This is a genomic window from Paenibacillus sp. FSL K6-1318 (genome assembly GCF_037976905.1).
Taxonomy (GTDB): domain Bacteria; phylum Bacillota; class Bacilli; order Paenibacillales; family Paenibacillaceae; genus Paenibacillus; species Paenibacillus amylolyticus_A.
This window is the reverse complement of record NZ_CP150270.1, coordinates 6,253,279-6,279,944: the sequence shown is the minus strand read 5'-3', so window position 1 is coordinate 6,279,944 and position 26,666 is coordinate 6,253,279. Positions and strand designations below refer to the sequence as shown.

Below are 26,666 nucleotides of genomic sequence, written 5' to 3'. Positions count from 1 at the left end.
AGTTACAACTATCGTTCTGATAATAAAGTTACAATAAAAGTTCACTAATATGAAATAAATATTCTTATTTATGAACAAAATTTATCATGGTTTCATTGTAGGGTCAATACTTTTTTTGTATGATGAATATATGTTGTTTATAAGAAACCCTGAATAGTTTTAAAAGAAGTGACGCTGTGCGTGGTTCATATCTTATTCCCGAGGACGTGATCAGGATGTTAAAGCGTATCGTGCCTATTTTGAGAATATTTGATGAAAATAAAGCTAGAGAGTTCTACCTTGAATACCTGGGTTTCCAATTGGATTGGGAACATCGATTTGAGCAAGATATGCCCTTATATATGCAGGTTTCGCTCGATTCCATCGTGATTCATCTGTCTGAACATCATGGAGATTGTACACCTGGAGCTGCCTTGCGCGTAGAAACGGATAACTTGGATACATTCCATGGTGCACTTCGTCAGAAAGAGTACAAACATGCGAGGCCCGGTATCGAGGAGACACCGTGGAATTCAAGGGAGATGACCGTGACGGATCCGTTTGGCAACCGGATTATATTTGTTGAGGCAAGTGCCGAATAGATAACCTGAAGAAGCGAAGCGTACGTCTAGTGTTCGAAAATCAATAAAAGGGGAGGGACGCGATATGGATATCGGCTTGGCTATTCGTACGATCCGCAAACAGAAACAGATTACGATCATGCAGATGTGCGAGGGCACGGGGTTGTCCAAAGGTTTTATCAGCAACGTGGAAAATAACAAAACATCACCCTCCATCGCTACACTTGAAAGTATTGCGGATTATCTGGAAGTTCCACTTCCCTATCTGCTGCTGACACCGGAGCAACGGATGAACGTGGTGCGTAAGAACGAGCGCAAGGAAACGACGGCTGGAAGTGGACAGATTAAAGTGCAGCAGCTTACCGCTAAAGGTGCAATGCGCATGTCTATTGTGGAGTTACCGCCAGGCGCATCGACCGGGGTTAGCAAACATGCCGGGGAGGAAAGTCATCTGGTGTTGCAGGGCAAGATTCGTGCGGAGCAATGCGAAGATGTGGAAATTCTTGAAGCGGGGGATTCGTTTACCTGGAATGCAGTTGTGCCCCATGAAGTGACCAACATCGGTGAGGAACCTGCGGTGGTGCTCATCGCTGTGTCCAAAGAGTTGGGTTTGGATCATTTATAGAAGAAAAAAGGACGGCTCCCAAGTCATGAACATGCGAACATGCATACATGTACAATGGGAAACGTCCTTTTATATTTCTAATGAACAATAAGGTGAGAGAGGTTCGTTAGAAAAGACAGAGTGAGACTCTGTTTATTGCGGATTGGTCGTCCAGATGCCTGCTGCTTTAACGAAGACACGGTCCGATAGTTTGAGCGTTGCGAGTGCAAGTTCAGCTACATCTTCCGCCTGCATCATGCGATCTTCGTCGCCAATTTTCAGTCCGGCATTGGTCGCAAGCTCCGTATTGACTGTGCTTGGTGTCAGCGCCGTTACACGAATGTTGGACTTACGCACTTCCTGCATCAGGGATTCGGTCATGCCGAGTAGTGCAAACTTGGATGCGCAGTAAGCTGAACCTGTAGCGAATCCGCGCTCACCTGCAGTGGAAGCAATATTGATGATGCTACCGCTACTTTCCTTGATCATGCTTGGAAGGACAGCGCGTGTAACGTAATATGTACCCATAACGTTGACATTCAGGATGCGTTCCCACTCTTCTGGGTCCATATCCAGCAATGTGCCGAAGCTTGCGATACCTGCATTGTTGATCAGGATATCCACTGCACCGAGTTCCATCTCAATAGCTGCTACAGCGGCTTCCGCCTGTGTGCGATCCGAGATGTCTGCTACAGCACTGGTTACCTTCACGCCGTATTCTTGACTAAGTGATTGTTGAAGAGCCTGAAGATCCGAAGCGGTACGTGCAATGAGTCCAATGTGCACACCTTCCTTGGCAAGTGCTTCAGCGATGGCACGGCCGATACCTTTTCCGGCACCTGTGATGATAGCTGTTTTATTTTTAAGTTCCATGTGGGTAATTCCTCCTTAGAAATGGACTAGGGCGTGTCTAAAAACTCCGAAGGAAGCAGATTTTGCTGAATTTTCGTTCCAAGCAAGGAAGTTTTCTGCAGGCGTGCCGGGGCACGTCAAGGGAAAGTGACGCAGCATGGGGCGAAAAGGCGGTAAAAGATGCACTTCAGCGAGTTTTGAGACACGTCCTAGCACTCAATTATACTATTATTACCCACAGTTCGGAAATTGGCTTCATCACTATTTGGTAATCTCGATGCTGCCAGAAGAAGTACGGGCCTTGATCACTTCCCGGCTCACCATTGGCGATTCAGGCACATCTACACTTCCGGAAGTAGCCTTAGCATCATAAATTCCGTCGAAATCAGGTGCAGCTTGAATGAAAATATCTCCTGATGTTCCAGACGCATTAATCGGGGCGGAATGGGACTGTTCAATATGAATGCTACCCGAAGTGAATTGAACATCGGCTGCGCCGTTTAATTCAGTGATCTCAATATCTCCTGATTTAATCTTACTGTTTACTTGACCAACTACCTGATCAGCAGTGAAGCTTCCGGATGTCTGTTTCACGGTCATGTCTCCATCAATCATGGAAGCAGTAATATCACCCGAAGTTAGAGCCAATTCAATCTTGGACGCCTTGATGTTTTCCAGACGAATGGAACCTGAGGTGTTATTCAGCTCAAGCTGATTGGCACTCAGATCGGTTAGATCCCAGTCACTTGAAGAGGAGTCCAGCTTAACCTCATTTAACTGGTGTCCTTCAGGCAGAGCGACGGTTATTGTGGAGTCTCGATCATTCCAATACAAGGTGAAAAATTGCAATCGTTCACGCTCTGTCTGAGACAGTTGGAATGTACCGTTGGATAAAGTGGCTTGTTCGAAGCTTTTGACTACGGCAGGGTCCCATTTGCCATCCACTTCGATATAACCATTCGAATCCGGGCTTACGACAAATTCAATATCCGCACTAAAATTAGCATTCATAATCATGTTCTGCAATTCATCTGCTTTGAAATCCCATCGCTTGGAGTAATGCTCCCGTTCATCCCCGAACTGAACGCCATAGATGGATGTCCCGAGTAAACCTATTCCGATACATATCACGGCGAGCGCAAGCCATTTCTTGGTACTCATGCAGAAACATCCCCTTTCATCGTGTTTTTATTCCATCTAATATATTGAAGAGTGACGATTTTGAAGGCTTTAAAAACGTACTTGGATGCAATGGCAAAACAAATGCCGAAACCGAATGCGCCAATCGCAACGAAGATTTCTGCTTTATCGAGTTGGCTCAGGAATACGAAATCCACAACCGCTGCCACAGGAGCCAATACCAGCAAGGAAAGGCTGGCAATAACAAGCCATACCGACCACATCATGAGACCAAGAGGAATGCCAAGAATCAGATTCAGGAATAACAGGCCGATGGCTGTGAAGAAGTTGCGAGTGGCTCTGGTGCTGTTTCTGGGTGACCGCATTTCGCGATACGTCGGTGCATAGAACGCATCTGAACCCGGCGTATGTACGTCATATCGATCACCCAGTGCTTCCTTGGCGATCTCTTCCGGCTGTCCGAGTTCCCGAGCAATCTCTTCTTCCAGTCTGCCTTCTCGTAGTCCAAGCTCGAAATGTTGATCATAGTCCGAGAGCAATTCCGCCCGTTCCTGTTGGTCCATCGGCCGTAGATGAACTTCCATGGCCTGCATAAATTGTTGTCTATTCATTAGGAGTTCCTTCCTCAATCAGATTTGCGACATTGCGCACAAAATCATTCCACTCTGTAGTCAGTGCCGTCATGTAGATGCGACCTGTATCGGACAGTCGGTAATACTTGCGCGGCGGTCCTTCAGTTGATTCTTGCAGGTAAGTGGTGCAGTAACCGTCATTCACAAGTCGGCGAAGCAAGGGATACAGTGCACCTTCAGCAACTTCGATATGTTTGGAGACCGCCTGAGCCAGTTCGTAGCCATAACGATCCTGGCGGTTAATTAATACCAGGACGCACAGCTCCAATACTCCTTTTTTGAACTGGATGTTCACATTCACACAGGTTCCTCCTTCGTAGCTTCGTTTATCGCTAGTGTATATTGTTCAGTAGTAGTGCAGTCATCATAGCATCCGGTACTGTTTAATGCAAGGTAGTGACTTTAAAATAGTTCCGTATCACGATTGATCGATAATCTATTCGTTTGATGCTGATGCGGAGCTGAAGCCGTCTGTATAACTATAATTCAGCATACGCAAAAACCGGATCGGTTACTTCCGTCTGGAGACGGATTCCGGTCCGGTCTGTGAGATGAACTTTTGGTTCTGCGGGTTACAGGTTAATCGCCAAATGTAGGTTACTCTTGTGCATCGAGAACTTTAAGGTCCTCCACAGCAGGGCCCTCAATGACGTGGCCTGCATAATCGAAGCGGGAACCATGGCATGGGCAATCCCATGAGCGCTCGCCCTCGTTCCATTCTACTTCGCACCCCAGATGGGTGCACGTTGTATCCACAAGAAACAGCTTGCCACTGGTATCCTTGTAGGCGCCAGCACGTTTGCCGTTATGACGAACGACAGCTCCTTCATCTTCGCCAATATCACTAACGTTTTTGTGCACAATGCCTACTTTACCGGAGATTAATTCCTTGGCTACATTCACATTCTCCACAATAAAATGCTTCATGCCAGGATCAGCCTTGAATCTAGCTGGATCGAATATAGCAGCATGTGGATTGTCACGACCGGTGATACGATCCGCGAGAATGTGTCCTGCCATCGTGCCAGTCGTCATCCCCCATTTGGCAAACCCGGTCGCCACATAGACACGTTCATGTCTTCCGGTAATCGGTCCAATGTAAGGCACCTTGTCAATGGAGATCAGATCCTGGGCTGACCAGCGAAAAGGAATGTTGCGAATGCCAAATGTCTCCGCTGCGAACTGCTCCAGGCGTTCATAATGACCGAAGGTGCAGATGCCTTGTCCGGTTTTGTGATTTTCGCCGCCGAAGAGGATAAGTTCCTTTCCGTCATGTAAGACGGTACGCAGGGAGCGGTACGGTGTATCGTCCGAAATGTACATGCCACCCGCATACGGTTCTTCCGGTTCGACTAATACGGCGTAGGATCGTTCTGCGTGTAACCGCGTGAAATAAAATCCGGGGTCATAGACGGGAAAATGAGAAGCTACGACCACATGTTCCGCTGTTACGGATGGGCCATCTCCATAGGTTCGTACATGCAGTGAAGCGTCTTCCTCTACATCGATAACTGTCGTATGCTCGTAGATCTGCACCCCGTGTTTCACAGCGGAATCGAGCAGGTAGTGAAGATAGGCCAGCGGATCAAAGCGTGCCTGACCCGGCATGCGAATGCCTGCTCTGGCTGGGACTGGAATAGGGAGAGGATCGACCCACTCACCAGGAATATGGAGTTTGCCATAGGCGGTCAGCTCGATCTCCAGTTTTTTGAGGTTTTCCTCTGATTGAATATAGACGTAGGCATCTTCCTCTGCCCACTGGCAATCAATCTGTTTTTCCTTCACCAGATTGCGCATCCACTTCGCAGCATCGGCATTGCCTTCATAATACATCCGGGCTTGTTCTTGTCCGAAGTGATGCATAATTTCATCAAATATGACGCCGTGCTGTGCGGATACCTTGGCGGTGGTATGACCGGTCGTGCCATCCAGCACTTTTCCAGCCTCCAGCACGACCACACGCATACCCGTCTGTGCGAGCAGATAGGCTGTAGTAATCCCGGCAATACCGGCACCAATAATCGCTACATCAGCAGTGATATCTTCGGTTAGTTTTGGATAAGCATCGAATTCATGCGTCGCACGCCACAGTGATTCCGGGACGGGGGGCAGACCCGTCTGGGGCTGCTGATTGTCACTCATTTTTCTTCCTCCTTGATCATCTTCAATCTATTGAATGGGATGTTGTTCAGCGCACGTCGTTGTACTCTTATTCATGATTGCCAGACTATGCCAGGAAAAAACGGTGCTGTTCAGATTTTGCAGGGGGGATGTTCACAATTTCCTGCGCAGCACCTCTGTTTTTTTTGCTAAACATGCTTTATGATAGGATTACCGAAATCGTTTTAGGTTTTGGATTAAAAATAGAGTTTTACACCTGTAAACATTGATTATAAAAGGATTAATTTATCCATTGGAAGAAAGATTCTATCCGAATTAACCCCCGTTTTTTCTTGAGATATGTATTCGCTATCATTTTAATTAACTACCGATAACCAAAGGAGATTCCATATGACGACCAACCAAACGAAATATCCGTTTCAAGATACAGCACTAGAGTTAGACTTACGCGTGAAAGATCTTGTATCCCGCTTGACTGAAGATGAAAAAATTGAATCCATGCTGCAATATCAGCCAGCAGTAGATCGCTTGGGTGTACCTGCATACAAACACGGAACAGAAGCGGCACACGGCTTGGCCTGGCTCGGAGAAGCAACATCTTTCCCACAACCAGTGGGGCTGGCATGCACGTGGGATGCAGATCTGATGAAGGAGATTGGCTCCGTTCTCGGAGACGAGGCACGTGTATTTTATAAACGCAATCCGGCAGTGAACGGCCTTACGCTGTGGGCACCTACAGTGGATATGGAACGTGACCCGCGCTGGGGACGGAATGAAGAGGCGTATGGTGAAGATCCGGAACTGACAGCAGAGCTAACGACAGCATTGGTCAAAGGAATTCAGGGCGACCATCCGAAGTATTACAAAGCGGTCGCTACCTTGAAGCATTTCCTTGCGAATAATAATGAAGTGGATCGCGGAAGCGGTTCGTCCAGCATTGATCCGCGCAACATGCGTGAATATTATCTGAAAGCGTTCGAGAAGCCATTTAAGGAAGGCGGCGCACAGTCCATGATGACTGCGTACAACTCCATTAATGGTACGCCAGCGTTGTTGCATCCTTTTGTGAACGAGATTGTCAAAGGTGAATGGGGCATGGATGGTTTCGTTGTCAGTGATGCAGGCGACGTCATGGGCATCAAGAATGATCATAAATACTATGATTCCCACACACCAGGTACGGTAGAGTCTGTTAAAGCGGGAATTGATAGCATCACCGATGATGCTGATCTGTCCAAACAGGCACTGCGTGAAGGATTGGAACAAGGTACACTCACGATGGATGACATCGATAAGGCGTTGTTCAATACGTTCCGTGTGCGTTTCCGCCTGGGTGAGTTCGATCCGGGAGAAGGCAACCCGTACGCTGCTATTGGTGAAGAGTCCATGATGACGGAGAAAGCAAAAGAATTGTCCCTCAGAGCCGCGAGAGAACAAGTAGTGTTGCTCAAAAACGACAAAGGCACGCTCCCGCTGGACAAAACAAAAGCAGGGAAAGTGGCTGTGATTGGTCAATTGGGCGGAACGGTCTATCGTGACTGGTATGCAGGCACCATGCCGTATAACGTATCCCCACTTGAGGCGATCCGTGGCAAAGTAGGCAGCGACAAAGTGGCGTTCAAGGATGGTAATGACCGCATTACGTTAACTTCTGTAGCCAATGGGAAGAAGATTGGACTGGCGGATGGTGAGAAATCACCTGTTATTGCTTCCGGAGAAGCAGAGACGTTTATGGTGTCCGACTGGGGCTTCGGAAGTTATACCTTGCAGGCCGAAAGCAACGGCAAATATCTGACCACAGATGAGGAGACCGTAACGGCTTCCGCAGATGAAGTGTACGGCTGGTTCGTGAAGGAAGTATTCCATCTGTTGCCACAACAGGACGGAAGTGTAGGTCTGACCACTTGGAATGGCAAAACGGTGACTGCACCTAATGGTGGAAACGATGCATTCGCAGTGTCCGAAGAACTGAAGTCTTTCGGTGCTACAGAGACATTCAAGCAGGATGTGATTGTGAATGGACTGGAGGAAGCGGTAGCAGCTGCCAAGGCTGCGGAAACGGCAATTGTGTTTGTTGGTAATAATCCGCTTGTAAATGGTAAAGAGGAAATTGACCGTCCAAGTCTGGATCTGGCCGAATCCCAGCAACGTCTGGTTGAGGCGGTCTATGCCGCGAACCCGAACACGGTAGTTGTCATCGTGGGTAGTTATCCGTTCACATCGAATTGGGTTCAGGAGAACATCCCGGCGGTATTGTATACTTCACACGCAGGACAGGAACTGGGTAACGCAGTGGCTGACGTATTGTATGGCGACTATGCGCCAGCAGGCCGTTTGAACATGACATGGGTACAATCGGCAGATCAACTGACCGACATCAAAGATTACGATATTATTCAATCCGGTCGCACGTATCAATATTTTGAAGGTAATGTATTGTATCCGTTTGGACATGGTCTGACGTATGCAACGTTTAAATACAGCAATTTGGAAATTAGCCCAACTCAAGTGGGTACAGAGGGCAACGTTACGGTAACTGTGGATGTGACTAATACCGGTTCAATGGCTAGCGACGAAGTAGTACAGTTGTATGTTCGTGCAGGCAAATCCCGGGTGAAACGTCCACTCAAAACGTTAAAAGGATTCCGTCGTCTTCATATCGAAGCTGGAGCTACAGTGAAAGTCAGCTTCACCTTGCCTGTTCAGGAACTGGCAATCTGGGATGTAACTCGTGATCGGTATGTCGTGGAAACTGGAACTTACTCCATCATGGTTGCTAAGTCATCCTCTGATGTTCAGCTGGTTGCAGACCTGACGGTAGAAGGAGAGACGATCCCTGCTCGTAATCTGGGCGTAGCTACCCGTGCTGAGAATTATGATGCTTACCTGGGTGTTGACCTAGATGAGAGCAAAGAGGGCGGAAGTGCTGTCCGCGTAATTGGAGAGCAAGGATGGATTGCCTTTAAGGATGCTGATCTGGGTAGTGGGGCAGTAGCAATTGAAGCTCGTGTCTCCGCAGAACAAGCAGGTGCTGTGTTGGAAGTGCGACTCGGTTCACCGGAGGGTACGCTATCAGGACGTGTGGAACTGGCACAAGGCGAAGCCCAGCAGTGGTCTACCGTTAAGGCAGAACTCACGGGTGCAGCAGGTGTACAGGATGTATATATTGTGCTGTCCGCAGGTGTACGCATCAGCCACTTCGAGATTCGCTAAGTTGAATAGCTAATGAAAAAGCCTCCGAATGTATTCGGAGGCTTAGTTTGTTTTTTGGTAACCATTAAACGTATTTTTATTTTCCGTCAAACGTAATCATTTTTTGCACAAATTGCTTCAATTGTTTGTTGGTTTCATTCAACTGCTCAATCGTGCTCATAAAATTGTTTACGAGTTCAGCCTGCTCTTGGGAGCTTGCAGTGATCTCGCCAAGTTCATTCTCCATGCCCTGAATGGATTGCCGAACCGACAGAAGAGAATCCTCAATACGGGCCGTCGCTTCCTTGGTATCGACAGACAGTTTGCGAATTTCTTTGGCGACAACGCCGAAACCTGCACCTGCTTCGCCCACACGAGCTGCTTCAATAGCTGCATTTAAGCCGAGCAAATTGGTTTGTTCGGAGATTTCACGAATGAAGCTGGCGACTTGAGTGACATTGCCTGATTTCTGCACAGCTTGTTTGGAGTTGTTCCGGATCTCTTCGGTTGTGGCACTGAGTTCCTCGGAGTGTGCGGCTACATGCTGTACACTGTCAATTAACTGGTTGGTCAAATTTTCGGTAGCATCCATGAGCTGTTGCAGCTGATCCTGGTCATCCATGCTGTAGAGCAGATTAAACAGGGCGATGACTTCACCTTGTTCATTTTTAATGGGAATAAATGCAACGTCAAAAGGAACACCGAATATATCCTTCGAGTAGTGATCGAATCTTTTGACTGTACCGCCGTTCAGATCTGCAAAATTTCGATTTCCATCCAACAGCGGGTCTCCGGGTTGATAATTCAGTTGTTTTAACGATTCACCTGCTGAGAAATATAGGAATTTCTCGTGATCAATAATGGACAGGGTTACGTCCTGGCGGATGGTGTCTCGAAAGAAAGGCATACATGTAATTAATGCTTGAACAATATTCATATAAAAGGTTAATCCTCCCTAGTTACCTTATGTAAACGGTTAAATTTTAAATGCTAAATTACTATCTACCTATATAATATATCGTCATGCAATAGAGAAGAAAGTAGAGAGAATGGATAAAACTTATTTCTTTAAAGAAGGTCTTTACGAATGCTACGATTATGCGGGAAAACGTCCGGGAACCAATTAAAGATCGTTTATTACCTTTCTTATTTACAAACCGATAGTCGGTTTGTATAATTCTTATAAAGAGTAGAGGGTAAACAAGGGAGGAAACGTACTTGAAGAATGAAGACAGACGGAAACATACAACGGCTCAGTTATTGGGAGCTACCAAGGAACTGTTACAAGAGAAAGCCTGCCATGCGATTACCTTAAAAGAGATTATGGAACGCTCGGGATTGTCCAAAGGGGCGATTTTTCATTACGTTAGAAGCAAGGACGAAATATTTATCTGGGTTCTGATGGAGCATCTGGAGACGGTGCACTCTGCCGTTCTGTCTACCATTGCGGAAGCAGATATCAAGACGTTTGAAGGTCCGATGCAGATTATCGCTGCGAATTTAGTCGGTCTGGAGGAGCAGGGGTCAATGACCAATAAGGTCTTGCTTTATTTGCTGGGCAAAGAGGACGAACCTCAGGTGTCCGAAGCACTACAGCAATTTCACGATAGGTCGGTCAACTATTCGATGCAGTGGATTGAGTTGGGAATCAAACATGGTGTGATAGATAGCTCGATTAATGCAGAGCAGATGGGAGAACTTTTTGTACTGCTCTCCATGGGACTGCGGGTACGCACCTCAATGCATACAAGCGGAAGGTCACACTTGAACTCTACAGATATAGCTAACTTCATGTCTACCATGCTTAAGCAACAAGACTGATACGGATCTTTTTATAGTAAAGATGATGAAGGAGGATAAGAAATGGCACCACTTATTGCATTATGCACAACTTTTATGATACTTCGCGGGATCGGCTGGCTTGGAGTTCCGATGTTTAATCATTGGCATCCTGCGTTGCAAGGTGCGGTTGTCGTCATGTTTTTGTTGACCGCATCCGCACACTGGGGCAAACGCAGATCCGATTTGGTTCAGATGGTTCCTCGTGGATTAGTTCACAAGGAGAAAATCGTCACGTGGACTGGAATCCTGGAGATCGTAGGCGCAGTTGGTTTACTTATACCTGGTGTTGCATGGATTGCCTCTACAGGGTTGCTGCTCATGCTCATTGTCATGTTCCCGGCTAATGTCCATGCGGCCCGTGAGAAGTTAACAATAGGCGGCAAAGCTGTGTGGCCAGTTTTCCCACGTCTGATGCTTCAATTGCTGTTCATTACAGCGGTTGTACTCGCTTCGCCATGGTTTGGTTAATATACTGCCTCATATGAGTTTGTGCGTCACAATGGTGTGACTTGCCATTGTGCCAGGTACATCAATCAAACGCTGATTCCGACTGCCGCGGAAGGGCAGGGAGACATCACGTTCTGCTTCAACATATCGCCCATCGATAATAACGTCGCACAATCGGGCAAGCTCTGCTCTCACAGGGTCGGTGACCAGCTCTTCATATTCGAACCCTGTGTAGGCCCATACCGTCATATCAGGACGTGCAGCCCGAAGCTGCTGGACCCAGGACGTACATTCTGCTGCTGAGAAAAAGGGATCACCACCACACAACGTAACGCCATCCAGCAACGGATGGTTCGTCACTTCATACAGAATCTGCTGCTGCCGCTCCTCTGTAAAGGGTTCACCCGCTCGAAAGCTCCACGAATCCGGACTGAAGCAGCCCGGACAGGCGTGACGGCATCCGCTGATGAACAACACGGCACGCAGGCCTGTCCCTTCATTCACCGATTCCGGGATGTATCCATACAGATTCACCGGTGCTTCACCCGATCCCGTACTTCGGCTTGTTTCGCAGCATTGAAGCGTACTTTGTAATCCCCGGTCAGATAGCCGGTTACGCGGCGTAACCGCTGGAAGTGCACATGGTCCTCATGGACTTCACAACCTGGGCATACATCCCCGATGACCCCTTCATAACCACATGCAGGGCAGCGATCAATCGGATGGTTAATGGAGAAATAACCGATATCTTGTGCCAGTGCATACTGTACGATCCGCAGAAAAGCTGCGGTGTTGGCTCGAACATTTCCATCAAGCTCCACATAGGAGATTGCACCCGCATTACATAACGTGTGGAACGGAGCCTCCAGTTCAATCTTCCGATATGCTGGAAGAGTGTGGTAGACCGGAATATGGAATGAATTCGTATAATACTCCCGATCATTAACTCCAGGAATGATGCCATAGCGTGCTCTGTCGATCTTCGTGAATTTGCCGGACAATCCTTCAGCAGGTGTGGCAAACAGGGTAATATTCAGGTTATGCTGCTCGCTCATCCGGTCACAGAACTCTCTCATGGTGCGAATAATATTCAGTGCTTCCCGATGCACATGAGGGTCCTGTCCATGATGGCGCCCATAGAGAGCTGTCATACATTCAGCGAGACCGATGAAACCAAGGGATAATGTACCGTGTTTCAGCAGATCGGCAACAGGCTCATTCGGAGCGAGCTGTTCGCCACCTTCCCATACACCTTCCCGCATCATGAAGTCCGATGCCTTGGCAGGCTGCACAGTCTGGATGCGGTAGCGGTGCAACAGACCGTCAGCAGCATTATGCATCACGGATTCGAGGGCGGTGTAGAAACCTGCCCGATCGGCAACGGCCCTACTGCCCTGGCAGATGCCAAACCGGATGCCGAGCTTGACCAGGTTAATGGTATTGAATGACAGATTCCCCTTACCACTCTGACGATTGCGCCCAAACCGGTCAGCCAGTGTACGTGTGCGGCATCCCATGGTTGCGATGATTGTATCCGGATCCTCCGGATGATAGAAGGGCAGGTTGAAGGAGGCATCCACATTGACAAAGTTGGGATACATCCGCCGGGATGAACAGGTGACTGCGAGACGGAATAAGTCATAGTTCGGCTCGCCTTGAGCTTGATTAATCCCCTGTTTGCATTGGAAAATATGTTGGGGGAACACAGGTGTCTCCCCGTTGCCCAGACCACGGATCGTCGCTTCCAGCAATGAGCGTGATACCAGCCGACCTTCTGCTGATGTGCATAATCCATAGTTCAGTGAAGTGAAAGGAATCTGTCCACCTGCCCGACTGCTCATCGTATTCAGGTTATGAATCAGCGATTCAGCAGCTTGTCCTGTCTCCAATTCAGTCTCTTCATAGGCGAAGGCATATGCCCGCGGACATTGATTCTTCGCTTCGATGCTGTCCAGATGAAGCTGTTCATCCTCAAGCAGGACATTCTCACCAAAGAGGCGTTGCCCTTTGCGGTAATGTTTGCGGAACGATCGCTGTACATAAGGGGCCAGATCCCAGTCAATCTTATTGGCGGATACACCGCCATATTGACTGTTCTGCTGGGATTGGAAGATGATCGCAACCAGAGCCATGGCAGACATGATCGTCTGAGGTGTGCGAACCGATCCGTTACCTGTGTTGAAACCCGCAGCAAGGAGACGGTCAAACGGGATAAAGATACAGTTGGTCGTTCCGAGTGCATACTGATCCAGATCGTGTACATACAGATCCCCGTTCTCCACAGCTTGAGCAAGCTCTTCCGGCAATACATGACGCAGAGCATGCCACTTGGCGGTCTCCGAACCGAGCCTGCTCATCTTGCCGCTGAAGGAGTCTCCGTTCAGATTGGCATTTTCCCTCAGCGTATCGGCGTCTTCTGCGCCAATAATTCGTCGTCCCAGGTCGGATAATAGATCGGATGCCGGTGGAGTGGCATACTCAAGCATGTTCATGTAAGGTTCCTCCTAAAATGATTTCGGATATCATTCAATTTCCACATAACACTATATGTAGATTCGTATTATCCATTTATAAACTATATGTGGTTTTTTTGGTGTGATAATGATCACACAGCGTACTGGACAAAGTGGACTTTCCTTTAATTGCTGCGGATAAAGGTTCCCAAAGTCTGAGCGGAAGCGTATAATTTCTAGTTATTCTGCAAGTATAATATCCGAAGTCGGACAAGATGGGTTTTGATCAATACGAAAAGGAGCTTTGACATGACTTTTCGGTTATTAAGCCATCCGTTTAAGACCTGCTTTTGTCCAAAAATGGGCTATGGGCAGGGAGTATGATTCTCTTATACTTCTACGGTGTTAATCATATAAGTATAGATTGTGACAGCTATTCGGATTTTTGATGACCCCTGTACGTGATTAAACATTCTGATATACAGATTTGAAAGTGCAGCTAAGATAAGAGGGGTGAATCATGGGGACGGCAGAAGGCATTACGAGAGGCTTCTATGAAGATATAAAGGAAGCTGCGGCCCATATCGTAGACGTATTAAGCGGTATATTGAAGGTCAATACCATCTTCGTTGCCACGAATGACGGGGTAACGAATGTCATTTTGGAGGCCTTTAACCGTACGGAAGAGTTAATCGTTAAAGGCAGTGTACTTTCATTTAACGAATCATATTGCAGTCTGGTATTAAGAGATAAGGGCAGTGTTCTTACCATCCAGAATACATGTGAACATCCGATGACACGATCTATGGATGTCACGAGTGGGCTCGGGAATCGTTTCTTCGTGGGGGTGCCCATCATGCGAAGATCCGGTGAAACATTCGGTACTATTTGTCTGATGGATAATCCTGATTACGTGATCAGCGAAACCGACATGAAGACACTGAATGCGATGGCTGTATTCCTGGGTTATGTTGTCGATCTGGAGAGCACGCTGCATGTACAGGAGCGGAAACTGAGTGATTCGGAACAAATGCAAGAGCAGCTCCAGGCAGAGAAGGAACGGGCCGAATCGGAGGCCATGACCAAAGCGCAGATGCTAAAGCTGATGAGTCACGAGATTCGCAATCCGTTGAACGGCATCCTTGGACTGACGGATCTGATGCGTACTCCGGATATGTCTGAGGAGCAGTCGGAATATGTGAATATGATTGAGACGAGCGGCAATATCCTGCTCTCCTTGCTCAATAATATGATGAATTTCAATATTAATGAGGCAGGTAAAACCGTTATACATGATGATCCGTTCGATCTGGTCGGCACCATTGAGAATACCGTCTATCTCTATGCGGGGATTGCAGCGGGCAAGAACATTGAGTTGGGATTAAATCTCGAACTGAATGTGTCGCAAGTGTTCGTTGGTGATGAAGTCAAGATTGGTCAGCTGCTTGCACATGTGATTCAGTATGCTATGGATTCAACGCGTGAAGGGTCGGTTCTGATCACGGCAGTGGTGAACGGAGAAGAGACTGAGGAGACCGGTACACTTGTGCTCAAGGTGAAGTACACGGGCCAGATGTTATCGGATATCCAAAAACTGATCGGAAGCAATCTGGGTCTGGCGGTAAGTCAGAATCTTGCCATTCTCATGCATGGCCGTATTCAGGTGGATCGTATGATGGAGAATGAGACGGAATTTCAGATTAGCCTTCCATTACGCAGGTACTGGGAGTTGCCACAGCTGGCAAGTGTTCAGCAGCGGTTAAAAGGCAGAAAGGTATTGCTTGCCAAAGACCCTGATATTCTGCAAGGCGTTTCTTCCCTGATGCGCAGATGGGAGATGGATGTGCATATGACCTCCGGTTCGACCGTAGCGCATGATTGGATCAAGGAAGGCTTCAAGCCGGATGTGGCCGTTGTGGATATGGGATTACTGGAAGGTGGCGCAGTCGATTTTGTACATGAACTGAAACAGCGGCTGGAGAATCTGCCCGTCGTTGCTCTGGTTCCCTATGGCATGCATATTGCCTTGCATGAAGCCGAAACCTTTGATGCTGTTCTAACGAAGCCGGTCAGACAGGCGGATCTGTTGAACGCATTAAGTATTACGCTGCCTTAATTGCGCAGACAGACGAATATGAATTTCTTAATTTGGCGCACCTGTTATGGGTGCGCTTCTTTGAATTTTCCATTTTCTGAGCCAAAGCCCTTTTATTCCGAGCTGGTTACGTTACAATAGAATGTGAACTTCATCTTTATAACCAATAGAGGAGGATATGCAATCAATGGATTATCGCAGATTAGGTGGAAGCGGACTGAAAGTAAGCGAGATCAGCCTGGGAAGCTGGCTGACGTACGGAGGGTATGTGGAACGTGAAAATGCGGTTAAATCAATTGAAACTGCATTCGATGAAGGTATTAACTTTTTTGATACAGCCAATGTATACGAACGGGGTGCAGCAGAAGAACTGCTGGGGCAGACGCTCAAAGCGTACTCCCGTGACTCCTATGTACTTGCAACCAAAGTATTTGGCAAAATGGGTGATGGTCCGAATGACCAGGGCCTGTCTCGCAAACATATCAAGGAGCAATGTGAAGCCAGCTTGAAGCGCTTAGGCGTTGAATATGTGGATATCTATTATTGCCATCGTTATCATACAGAAACACCGATTGAAGAAACACTCCGCGCGCTCGATGATCTGGTACGTCAGGGCAAAGTGTTGTATGTTGGCGTCAGCCAGTGGACTGCGGCTCAGATGGAAGCTGCTTTGGGTACAGCAGATCGTCTGCTCCTGGATCATATCGTGGTCAATCAGCCAGTTTACAACATGTTCGACCGATATATTGAAAATGAAATTATTCCGCTGGGTGAGCGTAAAGGTATCGGACAAGTCGTATACTCCCCGCTTGCTCAAGGTCTATTGACCGGGAAATATACGTCCGTTTCCGATATTCCGGAGAATAGCCGTGCGGCCAAACTGGGCTGGGATGAAGGGAAAATCAATGCGGATCGCATTGGGAAAGTTCGTCAACTGATTGAAGTGGCGGACAAGCTAGATCTGAAGGTTGGCCAACTGGCCTTGGCCTGGATTCTGCGCCAGAACAATGTATCCAGTGCACTTGTAGGGGCGAGTCGTCCCGAGCAGGTAAAAGAGAATGCGGCTGCATCTGGCGTGAAGCTGGATGCTGCCATTATCGAGGAAATTGAGGGCATCCTTGCTTAATCTCCTGTCAGCACACAAGCTCGGATGATATAAAATAATCCATAAGCAAAGGGATGTCCCATACGCCAGAATGGCGAACGAGACATCCCTTTTTGTGAAGTGGAACATGATTAGGTGATAACAGGCTTTAAAGCGTAAGAGACAGAGAACGAAGTGGTAAGGCACACACGCGGTTGCGCCCTGTGTTCTTGGCTTCATATAAAGCACGGTCGGCTTGTTCGAAGAAGTCGTTATCATCATGATCATCGCAATGATCCGGATACACAGCTACACCAATGGAAATGGTTAGACGTATCGTGTGCCCGTCAGGCAGGGCAAATTGATATCTCTCTACCCCTTGGCGGATCGATTCAGCGATAGCCATGGCCTGACGTTGTCCACAATCGAGCAAGAGAATGGCGAATTCTTCACCACCGTTTCGTGACACGATATCGGTGGAACGCGCATGTTCAACGAGCAGTTGTCCGAGTTGCTTCAGAACCGCATCACCGGCGGAATGACCGAAGGTGTCGTTTACTTTTTTGAATCGGTCAATGTCGATGGCCAGCAAGGACAGCTTTTGTTGGTACTCCCGCGCATGCTGAAGCTCCGATTGAAGTGATTTTTCGAACTGTCGTCGATTGCTCAGGTTGGTAAGATGGTCGGTAGATGCTCTTCTCTCCAGAAGAAATAACATTTCATTCGATTTATTAATAAATTCTGCGATGAAATAGATAAAGATTCCACCGACAAAAGAAATGGTCATCTGTAACGGATATACCTTCATTAATGAATTCATGCTGTCCGTGTTCAGCATAAGGATGATAAATATTAACGTTATGCCTAGCAGATTCATCGTAATAATTTTGGTCAGTCTGGACCAGGAAGCATAGGCGAAATATACACCGGATAGTCCAATCAGCGTCATGACAAATCCTGCATCAATGGCAGAGGAAGATATGCCAAACATCAGAATACGAAGGATCGAGATAACGAGTCCCGTAATGACCGAAGCCAGTCCTCCCAGATATACCGCTGCGGTGACGATAGCCAGATGCCGTAGATCGACAATCGTACTCTCGTTCAGAGGGAAGGAATAGTTCATGAGTACTGTGCCGTATATGCCGAATAATAAGCCGCCGATCAACTGAACACGTAACGAGGGAAAAGGCAATCGGATACTATAGAACTTGGCGATGATTCCGGACACATACATAAACGTAATCATGACACAGATATTGATGAAAAAAGTGCTAAACAACCGACAGTCCCCCTTTTTACGCACATCCCTACATTTTATCTGAAAAATGATGCTGTAGCGAACCATATTATCCCAAATTACTGAGGGGATTGCTGGGAAAGACGTTTTTAATTCCATATCCGGGTTGTTGGCGTGGATATTGACTTCATTATACAATGAGATTTATACTTAATCTAAATCAAAATTCATTCCTTCTTTTAAGGGAAAACTATAGTAAGCAGAAGATCAGCGTCTGATTTCATATAAAATGCATCAATAATAAAGGAGAAATGGTTGTGAGAACTTTAAATCTGACGATACAACGGCAAGCGGTATATGATGTGGTGCGCCATTCAGAGGATCACCCGACAGCTGCTGATGTTATGAATCGACTTGTAGAACAAGGATATAATCTGGCCTATGGTACGGTATATAATTCTCTTCGTTATCTGACGGACAAAGAATTGATCCGGGAGCTTAAGCTCGGGGAGACAGCAAGCCGGTACGATGCCCGCATGGATGATCATCAGCACATTATGTGTGAAGTGTGCGGCAGAGTGGACGAGGTGATGACGGAGGTTCCTCCACAATGGATGAAACAGGTAGCTGAAGAAACCGGATATGCAATCGACCATGCTCATGTGGTCTTTGGAGGTGTCTGCGGGGAATGCAGAAACAAACGGATCAAGTAAAAATAAAGCTGCCTGGCCGTCGTTTACCCCTGCGGGTTAAACCAGCCTTGTCCGATTCAGCACCTCTTGTGGACAATTGTCCTGTTACACGGCGTGTTATTCTAATTAGCCCGATGCCGGGGCAGGTACATGAACTGGTAAAGGCCTTGACGGATAGCTGCTTCGATGTGCTGGTCTTTCATCGTTGGGAACCGGATCTGCATGAGCGTCTTGTCTTCGATCTGCTGATCTATGATCTGTCTGTTGCTGGAACCATCGATGCATTCGCTGGGATCAGTAGCCGATTGAACCGTGAGGCAGAACATACAACGCCTTGTCTGTATCTGGTCGGTGAGAAGATGATCGGCAGCGCGAGTGGACCGATGCTTCAGGAGGAATTGCTGGTGTGGCCTGCACGTCCGCAGGAAGCTCTTTACCGGGTACAGCGTATGATTGGCAATAGTCCTGCTCTGCCCAAACGTGGATTTTTACCTGAGGAAGGGCAACGTATCGGATTCAAGGATCTGTGGCTCGATCGTGAACGCATGAGTGTACAGCGCGATAATAACCGCATTCACTTGACCAAGACCGAATATGACCTGTTGCTTAAGCTGATCGATGCCAAAGGTGCAGTCATTTCCCGTGAGGAAATGCTCAGTGATATCTGGGAGACGGACTTTACCGGTGGAAGTAATGTGGTCGATGTTCATATTAAAAGCTTGCGCAAAAAATTGGGCGATAACGCGTCTTCGCCGCAATATATCGTAACAGTAAGAGGAGTGGGCTACCGCCTGGCGGATTAGTCCGCTTTTTTTTGTCTAATTTTATCGTTCACTTCACGCTTTTTCGGGTACTACCTAATAGATAGGCAGATCTGAATCATTTCCTTAAATATATATTCATGCTTCATTCATGAAGGGTGTAAGAATCTCATCTTAAACTCATGTGAACCTCATGCAAGAGCAGAGCGGGACATGTTAGAATCAATTTAACAGTTAGATCAAGTCTAAATGTATATTTAATTCGACGCCGAATATGATTTTAATAGTAGATATATAGCAGCCGTGAAACCCATTAGAGGAGGACGACATGATGACAGAACGTATGACAACCAATCAGGGCGCACCCGTAGGTGACAATCAGAACTCCCGTACAGCAGGCAGAAGAGGGCCGACACTGCTTGAAGACTACCATCTCATTGAGAAAATTGCCCACTTTGACCGTGAGCGTATTCCAGAACGGGTGGTACATGCAAGAGGAGCAGGTGCTCATGGTGTATTCACGCTGGAGCAGAGCATGAAGGAGTATACAACAGCAGATTTCCTGCAAGATCCGGGTACGGAGACAGATGTGCTGGTTCGTTTCTCAACCGTTATTCACGGTACGGGATCACCAGAGACTGCACGAGATCCGCGTGGATTTGCCGTTAAATTCTACACACGGGAAGGCAACTATGATCTCGTCGGCAACCATCTGCCAGTGTTCTTCATTCGTGATGCCATGAAGTTCCCCGACATGGTTCACTCCCTGAAGCCAGCTCCGGATACGAATATTCAGGAACCGGCGCGATATTGGGACTTTATGACCCTCTCACCGGAGTCAACGCATATGATGACATGGTTGTTCTCTGATCTGGGCACACCAGCGAGTTATCGGGAGATGGATGGATTCGGCGTACATGCTTTCAAATGGATTAATGCACAGGGGCAGGTCCACTATGTAAAATATAAGTGGGAGTCTGCACAAGGGGTTCGAGGCTTCTCTCGTCAGGAAGTTGCCGAAGTTCAGGGACAGGACTTTAACCATGCTACCCGAGACCTGCATGAACATATCAAGAACGGGCAATACCCGAAGTGGAAGCTTCAGATACAGCTATTGAAGCCTGATCAGATGGATGATTTTGCTTTTGATCCGCTCGACCCAACCAAAACGTGGCCTGAAGATGTATTGCCATTCCATACGGTGGGCACCATGACGCTGAATCGGAATCCGCAGAATTTCTTTGCTGAAGTGGAGCAGGCGGCCTTTTCTCCTAGTGCATTGGTACCTGGAATTGAGCCTTCCGAAGACAAATTGCTGCAAGGACGCTTATTCTCTTATCCGGATACACAGCGTCACCGGCTTGGTACGAACTATTTGCAAATTCCGGTGAATTGCCCGTACGCACCTGTTCGTAATCATCAGCGTGATGGACTCATGAATGTGAATCAGGACCCCTCTCCGGTGAACTATGAACCCAACAGTTCCGGAAACAGCCCACAGGAAGATCCGGCATACCGGGATAGTCAGGTTCCGTTGCAAGGGCACGTTACACGCGAGAAAATCGAGAAAACGGATGATTATACGCAGGCAGGGGAGCTTTTCCGTTCATTTACCCCTGTAGAGCAGCAGCATCTGTTGGATAACCTGATCAATGACCTCAAGGGTGTATCTGTAGATATTCAAATGCGTGCCCTCTGCCACTTCTTCCGGGCGGATGGACAGCTTGGTGGACGTTTGGCTCATGGACTTGGTGTGGATATTTCTGCACATATGCCTTCACAGGATGGAAAATAAAACGCAGTATGACCCTGTTTGCACAACATAATATTGATTGATATTCGGTGAAGACCGGGCAGAACCGTGAACGTGCGGAACTCCTCGGTCTTTCGCTTTTTTTGCTGAAATGGAAAACAAATTTACAAATCATTTACATAAAATAGCTGACATAAAGGTTGACTTCTCATATGATGGCACTACAATGGGTAGTGTGAGGGGTGTCAGAAAATGAGAATACACAATTTCAAAGTGGGTGAGCGTGGGCTCAACCGATTTTTCGGTCCGCTGGAAGCCAAGATTATGGACATTCTATGGGCTCGTCCTGGCAGCAGCATCCGTGAAGTGCAGACCGCACTTGAACAAGACAAAGACGTCAATTTTAATACAGTCATGACCGTAATGAACCGGCTCGTGGACAAAGGACTGCTTGGCAAGACACAAAAGGGCAGAACATCTATGTACCAACCGGTACAGAGCAAGGAGGAGTTTATGAACGACCAATCCAAGGAACTGTCACATGAGTTGGTGGATGAATTCGGAGCGTTGGCATTGAATCATATGCTGGATGCGCTGGATGAAGCAGATGCGGGTCTGATTGAACGCCTGGAACAGAAGATCAAACAGTGGAAAAAGGATAGCGATTAAGATGTGGAAGGCCCGCTCGAAGTTGTTGTTTACCGTCGGGTTTGGCATTCCGTTACTCGTGTTCATGCAGATGTTCATGTACGCGATGTACAAAATTTTTGGCTGGGATATCCCGTTTAATCTGCTCTGGCTCTGCAATCATTGGATGAGTCGTCTGGGCTGGTTATCCGTTGGGCATTTCCTGCTGGCACTGGTCTTGCTGACATTTGCCGGAACAGGCTGGTTGCTAACGGTTCGTATGATGAAAACGAGAGCAGCTGTGCGTAAACTTCGCTCCATGGAGGTTCGTGTATTATCCCGCGAGATGGAGTCCAGGTATCACCATCTCGGTCAGCCCGGATTCATTGTGGTGGACAAGCCGTCGCCGGTTGCATTCACAATTGGTCTATGGAGACCTTGTATCGTACTCTCCACAGGACTTCTGACGATGCTGGATGCTGAAGAGGAGACCGCAGTTGTGTACCACGAAGTTCATCATCTGTGGCACCGTGACCCACTGAAGACGACGCTGTTATCGGTATTTGCAATCATGATGCCTTATATTCCCGTATTGAAGCATACTTCGAAACATTACAATATCGTGAGAGAGATTCTGGCGGACAATGAGGCCATCGAGCGTACAGGCAATGTGGCAGGCATTGGCAGTGCTTTGCTCAAGCTGCTCCGGGCTTGTCCTGAGCCTTGGGGAGCCAAAGAACTGACCGTTCAATCTTCATTTGCAGACACATCCGTAAATGTGCGGATTTCACGTCTGCTTGACCCGGAAAAGGACGTAACGCTGAGATTGCCACGCTATGCTGTTCTGATGTCGGCTACCGTTTTCCTGTTGCTGTCTATCTTGTTTGTTTGGTCCATTGGATAAATCAACTTGGCTAAATGTGAGGTTGAATATAATACTAGGGAGGAAGATGAACATGAATAACAAAAGTGTAGAGATAGGATTACTTTTCTCAAGGATTATGATCGGTTTGATCTTTGTATTGCACGGCTGGAGTAAATTTGAGGGTGGAATCAGCGGTACGGTAGGTTTCTTCGAAAGTATCGGTATTCCCGGATTCCTTGCATCGGTTGTAGCCATCATTGAGTTGGTGGGTGGTGCGGCGATGATTCTGGGTCTGGGAACACGTGTGTTTGCTGCCCTGTTTGTCATCGTTATGGGTGGCGTTCTGCTTACAGCCAAAGTGGGTGAGCCGTTCATGAGTGGTACCGAGTTCGATTACCTGCTGCTGGCGGGTTCCCTGACACTGCTCTTCACAGGAAGCCGCTTCCTGGCTGTAGATCATCTTTTCTCCAGACAGGGGAACGCTCGCCAGAATGTGAGTGCTTGAACTGACTAACGATCGCTTAAAAAAATATTGAATTGCAGGATGAGTTCTGCAACGAGGCTCTTTATTGACCAGGCCGGTTCGGGAAATGTATTTGCGAACCGGGCTGATCGGTAGAGAGCTTTTTTTTTAATATATGGAAGTATATTATTTCGCCATCCTTCTCTATAGTTCTTCGGAATGAAACACGCTGAGTCGCTAGAGGACGGTGACAGCCGTTTCACCTTGTTTGGACGTCATGCCTCTGTTCTGATACAATGAGAATAAGTATGTTACTAAAGAAAAATAAGAATATAAATTTGAAGTTAAATACATCAAATTAAGATGAGGAGGATGCATTTTATGATTAACGTCATTCCATCCGATGCCCGCTCCAGCTTTGATCGAGGCTGGCTCCGTGGCAGTCACAGCTTTTCCTTTGGAGAATACCAGGACCCGGAGAATACGGCGTTTGGACCGATGCGGGTAGCGAACGACGATGTGATTGCTCCAGGTCGCGGTTTTGGGGCTCACCCACATAGTGACATGGAGATTGTATCCATCGTACTGAACGGTAAGCTACGACATGAGGATAACCTGGGCAACGTGGCCGTTACTGCATTTGGCGGTATTCAGCGAATGTCAGCTGGCAGTGGCATGATTCATACCGAGCATAATGCATCCGATACCGAAGAGGTACGTTTGCTCCAGCTCTGGTTCATGCCGCATACGAAAGGGTTGCAACCCTCCTACGAGACCACATCATTTGATCCAGCAGCACTGGCAGGTAAGCTTGTACCTATTGTATCGCCAGATGGGGGTCCAAGAGTTGCGACCATTCATCAGGATATGACGATCTACCTTGGACGTTTGACCAAAGACGAGACATTAACCTTTAATCAGGATACGGGCCGCCGGATGTACATTTTCTCCATTGAAGGCAAGCTGGGATTGAATGGAGAGCACCTGTTGAATGAAGGAGACACGGCTCGTGTGGAACAGCGGGATTCAATAGAGCTGCAAGCAAACGAAGATACGTTCTATATGATTATTGATCTGCCGTAAATGGCTGATGGAGTGAACTCCAAGATGAAGGAGGATATGCACTTATGGCGCAACAGGAATGGTTTATGGTTAAACATGCGGTGACTGGACGAGGACTGGCAAATAGTAAAACAGACGCGCTTTCCTATCGCTTCCAACAGGAGGGCACAGGTTTTATTTTTACCGTTACGGGTCTGGACGAGCAGACTGTGGAACAAGTTATGGAGCTTAGACAGGAACTGAATGTATTTCGTTTCGTTCAACGCAAGGATCAGCCCCTTTTGAAGCACTGGTACTACGTAGAGGGTGAGCGGGTAGAGTACGACAGGGAGCGTCACACGCTGAGCATTTATGCGAAGTCGGAGATTCGTTATGTCCCTGAAGATTATTTTGCCGATTAACTAGGCCGTGTCTGAAATATAGGTTGAACAGGTTTTGGAATAGTTAAGGAGGTCTCTGTTAAATACAGGGGCCTTTTTGCTGTCTGGATTTAGAGAACTCATTCGTAATTTTGCAAAAATAGACCACATAATTCCCAGCTGTCTGGCACAAGCTACCTTGTATAAAAATAAGAACGGAGGGGCGGCATATGGCAGACAAAACATCTGGGAAAGACAAGTCCCGACAACCCGAACGAAAAGAAAAAAAACATATCCCTCTGGGACTGCCGTCCCCGCCTTTTATTCGGCAGCCGATCAGTACAATACATGAAACTCAGATTCAGGCGGTAAAGGAAATCTTCTCCGATTGTTCTGATGTGGTTTTCCGCAACGTTATGATTACGCCAGAAGTCAAAGGACTTCTGGTCTATATTGAAGGCATTGTGAACTCGGCCGATATCCAGGAGCATATGCTGCGTCCGATTATCCGAGGGCTGGTGCAGCAGCGTACAGATAAACCTGATGTTCCGCTGGATGATACAACCGTTGAGCTGACCCAAGTGAAGCGTGTTGAAACCTGGGCTGCTGCGACAGAAGGGGTACTGGCATCCTCGGCTCTTCTGGTGGTCGATGGCAGTAGCGAAGCCTGGATGTTCAACGTAAAAGGCGGCGTCAGACGCGGTGTGGAGGAACCTCAGACGGAATCCGTAATTCGGGGACCGCGAGAGGGATTTACCGAAACGCTGCGCGTGAACACGGCTTTATTGCGGTTTAAGCTGAAAACCCCCTCACTCAAGATGGTTAGTATGACCCTTGGTACAGAAACCAAGACGGATATCGTTCTGACCTATATGGAAGATATTGCTGATCCGAAGTTGATACGGGACGTGAAGAAACGTCTGGAAAAAATAAGTATCGACGGCATTTTGGAGACAGGTTATATCGAGGAATTGATTGAGGACCACCCGTATTCGCCATTCCCGCAAATGCACTATTCCGAGCGTCCGGATACGGTAGCAGGCAACCTGTTGGAAGGGCGGTTTGCCATTATGGTAGACGGTACTCCCTTTGCGTTGATTGCTCCAGTCACGATGTGGCAGATGCTTCAGGCCAGCGAGGACTACTATGAACGATTCTTCATCAGTAATCTGGTACGCTGGATCCGTTTTTTATTCGTAGCTATCGCTCTATTCCTACCCGCCTTGTATATCTCGATCACGACTTTTCATCAGGATATGTTACCTACCACGCTGATTCTGAGTATTGCCGGTGCTCGGGAAGCCATCCCTTTCCCGGCTCTGGTGGAAGCCCTCATCATGGAGCTATCGTTCGAAGCCCTCCGGGAAGCCGGGGTCAGGTTACCTAAAACGGTGGGTCAGGCCGTCAGTATCCTCGGTGCCCTCGTGATCGGACAGGCCGCAGTTCAGGCGGGGATTGTATCGGCGCCGATGGTTATTATTGTATCGATGACAGGTATAGCTTCCTTTACGATTCCGCGGTTTAACTTTGCGATTACGGTGCGTTTGCTGCGATTTCCTATCATGTTACTGGCGGGCATGCTCGGACTGTATGGTATTGTGATCGGTTTGGTCCTGATCTCGGTGCATCTGACACAGATGACTTCGTTTGGTGTGCCATATCTGTCAGGTCTTAGCCCGTACAGCAAAACAGATACCAAAGATATTCTCATTCGTGTGCCGTGGTGGAAAATGATTAATCGTCCTTCTACGGTCCAGGATAACCAGAAACGGATGAATGAAAAGATCAATGGTTCGCCTGAAGCTGAGGAAGGATGGTGAAC

25 protein-coding genes are annotated in these 26,666 nt (G+C 47.6%); 16 read left to right on the top strand and 9 right to left on the bottom strand.

Annotated elements, in window-relative coordinates; genetic code table 11:
- The first annotated feature begins 215 nt into the window (after nucleotides 1-215).
- Both NYE45_RS28120 and NYE45_RS28115 read left to right on the top strand, forming a co-directional pair.
- Complete coding sequence (locus tag NYE45_RS28120) at nucleotides 216-581, top strand: glyoxalase superfamily protein (protein WP_340014815.1); 366 nt, start codon at nucleotides 216-218, stop codon at nucleotides 579-581.
- A 64-nt stretch (nucleotides 582-645) separates the two neighbouring features.
- The gene (locus NYE45_RS28115) at nucleotides 646-1,185 is read left to right on the top strand and encodes a cupin domain-containing protein (RefSeq protein ID WP_340014814.1); all 540 of its coding nucleotides are present in this window, start codon (nucleotides 646-648) and stop codon (nucleotides 1,183-1,185) included.
- Nucleotides 1,186-1,317: 132 nt separating this feature from the next.
- Here the strand turns inward: NYE45_RS28115 and NYE45_RS28110 are convergent, their stop codons facing one another.
- The 5 genes from NYE45_RS28110 to NYE45_RS28090 all read right to left on the bottom strand — a co-directional run bounded on the left by NYE45_RS28110 (nucleotide 1,318) and on the right by NYE45_RS28090 (nucleotide 5,930).
- Nucleotides 1,318-2,037, bottom strand: coding sequence for a 3-ketoacyl-ACP reductase (locus NYE45_RS28110; RefSeq protein ID WP_340014813.1), 720 nt, complete (start codon nucleotides 2,035-2,037; stop codon nucleotides 1,318-1,320).
- Nucleotides 2,038-2,277: 240 nt separating this feature from the next.
- Nucleotides 2,278-3,177: a DUF4097 family beta strand repeat-containing protein gene (locus tag NYE45_RS28105; protein ID WP_340014812.1), complete on the bottom strand. Its 900-nt coding sequence runs from the start codon at nucleotides 3,175-3,177 to the stop codon at nucleotides 2,278-2,280.
- Nucleotides 3,174-3,767 carry a DUF1700 domain-containing protein gene (locus NYE45_RS28100; protein WP_340014811.1) on the bottom strand — a complete coding sequence of 198 codons (594 nt, stop codon included), beginning with the start codon at nucleotides 3,765-3,767 and terminating at the stop codon, nucleotides 3,174-3,176. The genes NYE45_RS28105 and NYE45_RS28100 overlap by 4 nt, the downstream gene beginning before the upstream one ends.
- Nucleotides 3,760-4,089 carry a PadR family transcriptional regulator gene (locus NYE45_RS28095; RefSeq protein WP_062836842.1) on the bottom strand — a complete coding sequence of 110 codons (330 nt, stop codon included), beginning with the start codon at nucleotides 4,087-4,089 and terminating at the stop codon, nucleotides 3,760-3,762. The genes NYE45_RS28100 and NYE45_RS28095 overlap by 8 nt, the downstream gene beginning before the upstream one ends.
- A gap of 296 nt (nucleotides 4,090-4,385) precedes the next feature.
- A complete protein-coding gene (locus NYE45_RS28090; protein ID WP_340014810.1) occupies nucleotides 4,386-5,930 on the bottom strand; it encodes an FAD-dependent oxidoreductase in 1,545 nt (514 codons plus the stop codon).
- Between the two features lie 369 nt (nucleotides 5,931-6,299).
- Between NYE45_RS28090 and NYE45_RS28085 the strand changes: the two genes are divergently transcribed.
- Nucleotides 6,300-9,122 (top strand): glycoside hydrolase family 3 C-terminal domain-containing protein, encoded by a 2,823-nt coding sequence (locus NYE45_RS28085; RefSeq protein ID WP_340014809.1) that lies wholly within the window; start codon nucleotides 6,300-6,302, stop codon nucleotides 9,120-9,122.
- A gap of 76 nt (nucleotides 9,123-9,198) precedes the next feature.
- Here the strand turns inward: NYE45_RS28085 and NYE45_RS28080 are convergent, their stop codons facing one another.
- Nucleotides 9,199-10,038, bottom strand: coding sequence for a methyl-accepting chemotaxis protein (locus NYE45_RS28080; RefSeq protein WP_340014808.1), 840 nt, complete (start codon nucleotides 10,036-10,038; stop codon nucleotides 9,199-9,201).
- A gap of 281 nt (nucleotides 10,039-10,319) precedes the next feature.
- Here NYE45_RS28080 and NYE45_RS28075 point away from each other — a divergent pair, with 281 nt between their 5' ends.
- Both NYE45_RS28075 and NYE45_RS28070 read left to right on the top strand, forming a co-directional pair.
- Nucleotides 10,320-10,922, top strand: a complete 603-nt coding sequence (locus NYE45_RS28075; RefSeq protein ID WP_340014807.1) for a TetR/AcrR family transcriptional regulator — start codon at nucleotides 10,320-10,322, stop codon at nucleotides 10,920-10,922.
- Nucleotides 10,923-10,964: 42 nt separating this feature from the next.
- Entirely contained in the window at nucleotides 10,965-11,411 is a 447-nt protein-coding gene (locus NYE45_RS28070) for a DoxX family protein (RefSeq protein ID WP_340014806.1), read from the top strand.
- A 9-nt stretch (nucleotides 11,412-11,420) separates the two neighbouring features.
- Here NYE45_RS28070 and nrdG read toward each other — a convergent pair whose 3' ends face one another.
- Nucleotides 11,421-11,924 carry an anaerobic ribonucleoside-triphosphate reductase activating protein gene (nrdG, locus tag NYE45_RS28065; RefSeq protein WP_340014805.1) on the bottom strand — a complete coding sequence of 168 codons (504 nt, stop codon included), beginning with the start codon at nucleotides 11,922-11,924 and terminating at the stop codon, nucleotides 11,421-11,423.
- Nucleotides 11,921-13,882 (bottom strand): anaerobic ribonucleoside triphosphate reductase, encoded by a 1,962-nt coding sequence (locus NYE45_RS28060; protein WP_340014804.1) that lies wholly within the window; start codon nucleotides 13,880-13,882, stop codon nucleotides 11,921-11,923. The genes nrdG and NYE45_RS28060 overlap by 4 nt, the downstream gene beginning before the upstream one ends.
- Nucleotides 13,883-14,363: 481 nt before the next feature.
- On the opposite strand from NYE45_RS28060, the gene NYE45_RS28055 reads away from it, so the two are divergent.
- Entirely contained in the window at nucleotides 14,364-15,959 is a 1,596-nt protein-coding gene (locus NYE45_RS28055; protein ID WP_340014803.1) for a histidine kinase dimerization/phospho-acceptor domain-containing protein, read from the top strand.
- 166 nt (nucleotides 15,960-16,125) lie between these two features.
- Nucleotides 16,126-17,064: an aldo/keto reductase family protein gene (locus NYE45_RS28050; RefSeq protein WP_340014802.1), complete on the top strand. Its 939-nt coding sequence runs from the start codon at nucleotides 16,126-16,128 to the stop codon at nucleotides 17,062-17,064.
- Nucleotides 17,065-17,191: 127 nt separating this feature from the next.
- Here the strand turns inward: NYE45_RS28050 and NYE45_RS28045 are convergent, their stop codons facing one another.
- Nucleotides 17,192-18,304, bottom strand: a complete 1,113-nt coding sequence (locus tag NYE45_RS28045) for a diguanylate cyclase (RefSeq protein ID WP_340014801.1) — start codon at nucleotides 18,302-18,304, stop codon at nucleotides 17,192-17,194.
- A 275-nt stretch (nucleotides 18,305-18,579) separates the two neighbouring features.
- Here NYE45_RS28045 and NYE45_RS28040 point away from each other — a divergent pair, with 275 nt between their 5' ends.
- From NYE45_RS28040 to NYE45_RS28000, 9 genes are all read left to right on the top strand, one after another.
- Nucleotides 18,580-18,975, top strand: a complete 396-nt coding sequence (locus tag NYE45_RS28040) for a transcriptional repressor (RefSeq protein ID WP_340014799.1) — start codon at nucleotides 18,580-18,582, stop codon at nucleotides 18,973-18,975.
- Nucleotides 18,951-19,757, top strand: coding sequence for a winged-helix domain-containing protein (locus tag NYE45_RS28035; protein ID WP_076332450.1), 807 nt, complete (start codon nucleotides 18,951-18,953; stop codon nucleotides 19,755-19,757). Before NYE45_RS28040 ends, NYE45_RS28035 begins: the two co-directional genes overlap by 25 nt.
- A gap of 289 nt (nucleotides 19,758-20,046) precedes the next feature.
- On the top strand, nucleotides 20,047-21,510 hold the full coding sequence (locus NYE45_RS28030) for a catalase (RefSeq protein WP_340014798.1): 1,464 nt from the start codon (nucleotides 20,047-20,049) through the stop codon (nucleotides 21,508-21,510).
- Between the two features lie 210 nt (nucleotides 21,511-21,720).
- Nucleotides 21,721-22,137, top strand: a complete 417-nt coding sequence (locus tag NYE45_RS28025) for a BlaI/MecI/CopY family transcriptional regulator (RefSeq protein WP_062836853.1) — start codon at nucleotides 21,721-21,723, stop codon at nucleotides 22,135-22,137.
- Between the two features lies 1 nt (nucleotide 22,138).
- A complete protein-coding gene (locus tag NYE45_RS28020) occupies nucleotides 22,139-22,999 on the top strand; it encodes a M56 family metallopeptidase (RefSeq protein ID WP_340014797.1) in 861 nt (286 codons plus the stop codon).
- Nucleotides 23,000-23,051: 52 nt separating this feature from the next.
- Complete coding sequence (locus NYE45_RS28015; protein WP_062836855.1) at nucleotides 23,052-23,465, top strand: DoxX family protein; 414 nt, start codon at nucleotides 23,052-23,054, stop codon at nucleotides 23,463-23,465.
- A 339-nt stretch (nucleotides 23,466-23,804) separates the two neighbouring features.
- Nucleotides 23,805-24,506, top strand: coding sequence for a pirin family protein (locus tag NYE45_RS28010; RefSeq protein ID WP_340014796.1), 702 nt, complete (start codon nucleotides 23,805-23,807; stop codon nucleotides 24,504-24,506).
- Between the two features lie 44 nt (nucleotides 24,507-24,550).
- The gene (locus NYE45_RS28005; RefSeq protein ID WP_340014795.1) at nucleotides 24,551-24,886 is read left to right on the top strand and encodes a hypothetical protein; all 336 of its coding nucleotides are present in this window, start codon (nucleotides 24,551-24,553) and stop codon (nucleotides 24,884-24,886) included.
- A 188-nt stretch (nucleotides 24,887-25,074) separates the two neighbouring features.
- Nucleotides 25,075-26,664 (top strand): spore germination protein, encoded by a 1,590-nt coding sequence (locus tag NYE45_RS28000; RefSeq protein WP_340014794.1) that lies wholly within the window; start codon nucleotides 25,075-25,077, stop codon nucleotides 26,662-26,664.
- The last annotated feature ends 2 nt before the right edge of the window (nucleotides 26,665-26,666 follow it).

What these genes read in the sequence shown, in the direction of transcription:
- NYE45_RS28005 (WP_340014795.1), top strand. Translation starts at nt 24,551, where the DNA reads ATGGCGCAACAGGAATGGTTTATGGTTAAACATGCGGTGACTGGACGA.
- NYE45_RS28120 (WP_340014815.1), top strand. Translation starts at nt 216, where the DNA reads ATGTTAAAGCGTATCGTGCCTATTTTGAGAATATTTGATGAAAATAAA.
- NYE45_RS28055 (WP_340014803.1), top strand. Translation starts at nt 14,364, where the DNA reads ATGGGGACGGCAGAAGGCATTACGAGAGGCTTCTATGAAGATATAAAG.
- NYE45_RS28115 (WP_340014814.1), top strand. Translation starts at nt 646, where the DNA reads ATGGATATCGGCTTGGCTATTCGTACGATCCGCAAACAGAAACAGATT.
- NYE45_RS28015 (WP_062836855.1), top strand. Translation starts at nt 23,052, where the DNA reads ATGAATAACAAAAGTGTAGAGATAGGATTACTTTTCTCAAGGATTATG.
- NYE45_RS28060 (WP_340014804.1), bottom strand. Translation starts at nt 13,882, where the DNA reads ATGAACATGCTTGAGTATGCCACTCCACCGGCATCCGATCTATTATCC.
- NYE45_RS28110 (WP_340014813.1), bottom strand. Translation starts at nt 2,037, where the DNA reads ATGGAACTTAAAAATAAAACAGCTATCATCACAGGTGCCGGAAAAGGT.
- NYE45_RS28100 (WP_340014811.1), bottom strand. Translation starts at nt 3,767, where the DNA reads ATGAATAGACAACAATTTATGCAGGCCATGGAAGTTCATCTACGGCCG.
- NYE45_RS28070 (WP_340014806.1), top strand. Translation starts at nt 10,965, where the DNA reads ATGGCACCACTTATTGCATTATGCACAACTTTTATGATACTTCGCGGG.
- NYE45_RS28080 (WP_340014808.1), bottom strand. Translation starts at nt 10,038, where the DNA reads ATGAATATTGTTCAAGCATTAATTACATGTATGCCTTTCTTTCGAGAC.
- NYE45_RS28020 (WP_340014797.1), top strand. Translation starts at nt 22,139, where the DNA reads ATGTGGAAGGCCCGCTCGAAGTTGTTGTTTACCGTCGGGTTTGGCATT.
- NYE45_RS28035 (WP_076332450.1), top strand. Translation starts at nt 18,951, where the DNA reads ATGCAGAAACAAACGGATCAAGTAAAAATAAAGCTGCCTGGCCGTCGT.
- NYE45_RS28025 (WP_062836853.1), top strand. Translation starts at nt 21,721, where the DNA reads ATGAGAATACACAATTTCAAAGTGGGTGAGCGTGGGCTCAACCGATTT.
- NYE45_RS28000 (WP_340014794.1), top strand. Translation starts at nt 25,075, where the DNA reads ATGGCAGACAAAACATCTGGGAAAGACAAGTCCCGACAACCCGAACGA.
- NYE45_RS28085 (WP_340014809.1), top strand. Translation starts at nt 6,300, where the DNA reads ATGACGACCAACCAAACGAAATATCCGTTTCAAGATACAGCACTAGAG.
- NYE45_RS28090 (WP_340014810.1), bottom strand. Translation starts at nt 5,930, where the DNA reads ATGAGTGACAATCAGCAGCCCCAGACGGGTCTGCCCCCCGTCCCGGAA.
- NYE45_RS28010 (WP_340014796.1), top strand. Translation starts at nt 23,805, where the DNA reads ATGATTAACGTCATTCCATCCGATGCCCGCTCCAGCTTTGATCGAGGC.
- NYE45_RS28030 (WP_340014798.1), top strand. Translation starts at nt 20,047, where the DNA reads ATGACAGAACGTATGACAACCAATCAGGGCGCACCCGTAGGTGACAAT.
- NYE45_RS28050 (WP_340014802.1), top strand. Translation starts at nt 16,126, where the DNA reads ATGGATTATCGCAGATTAGGTGGAAGCGGACTGAAAGTAAGCGAGATC.
- NYE45_RS28105 (WP_340014812.1), bottom strand. Translation starts at nt 3,177, where the DNA reads ATGAGTACCAAGAAATGGCTTGCGCTCGCCGTGATATGTATCGGAATA.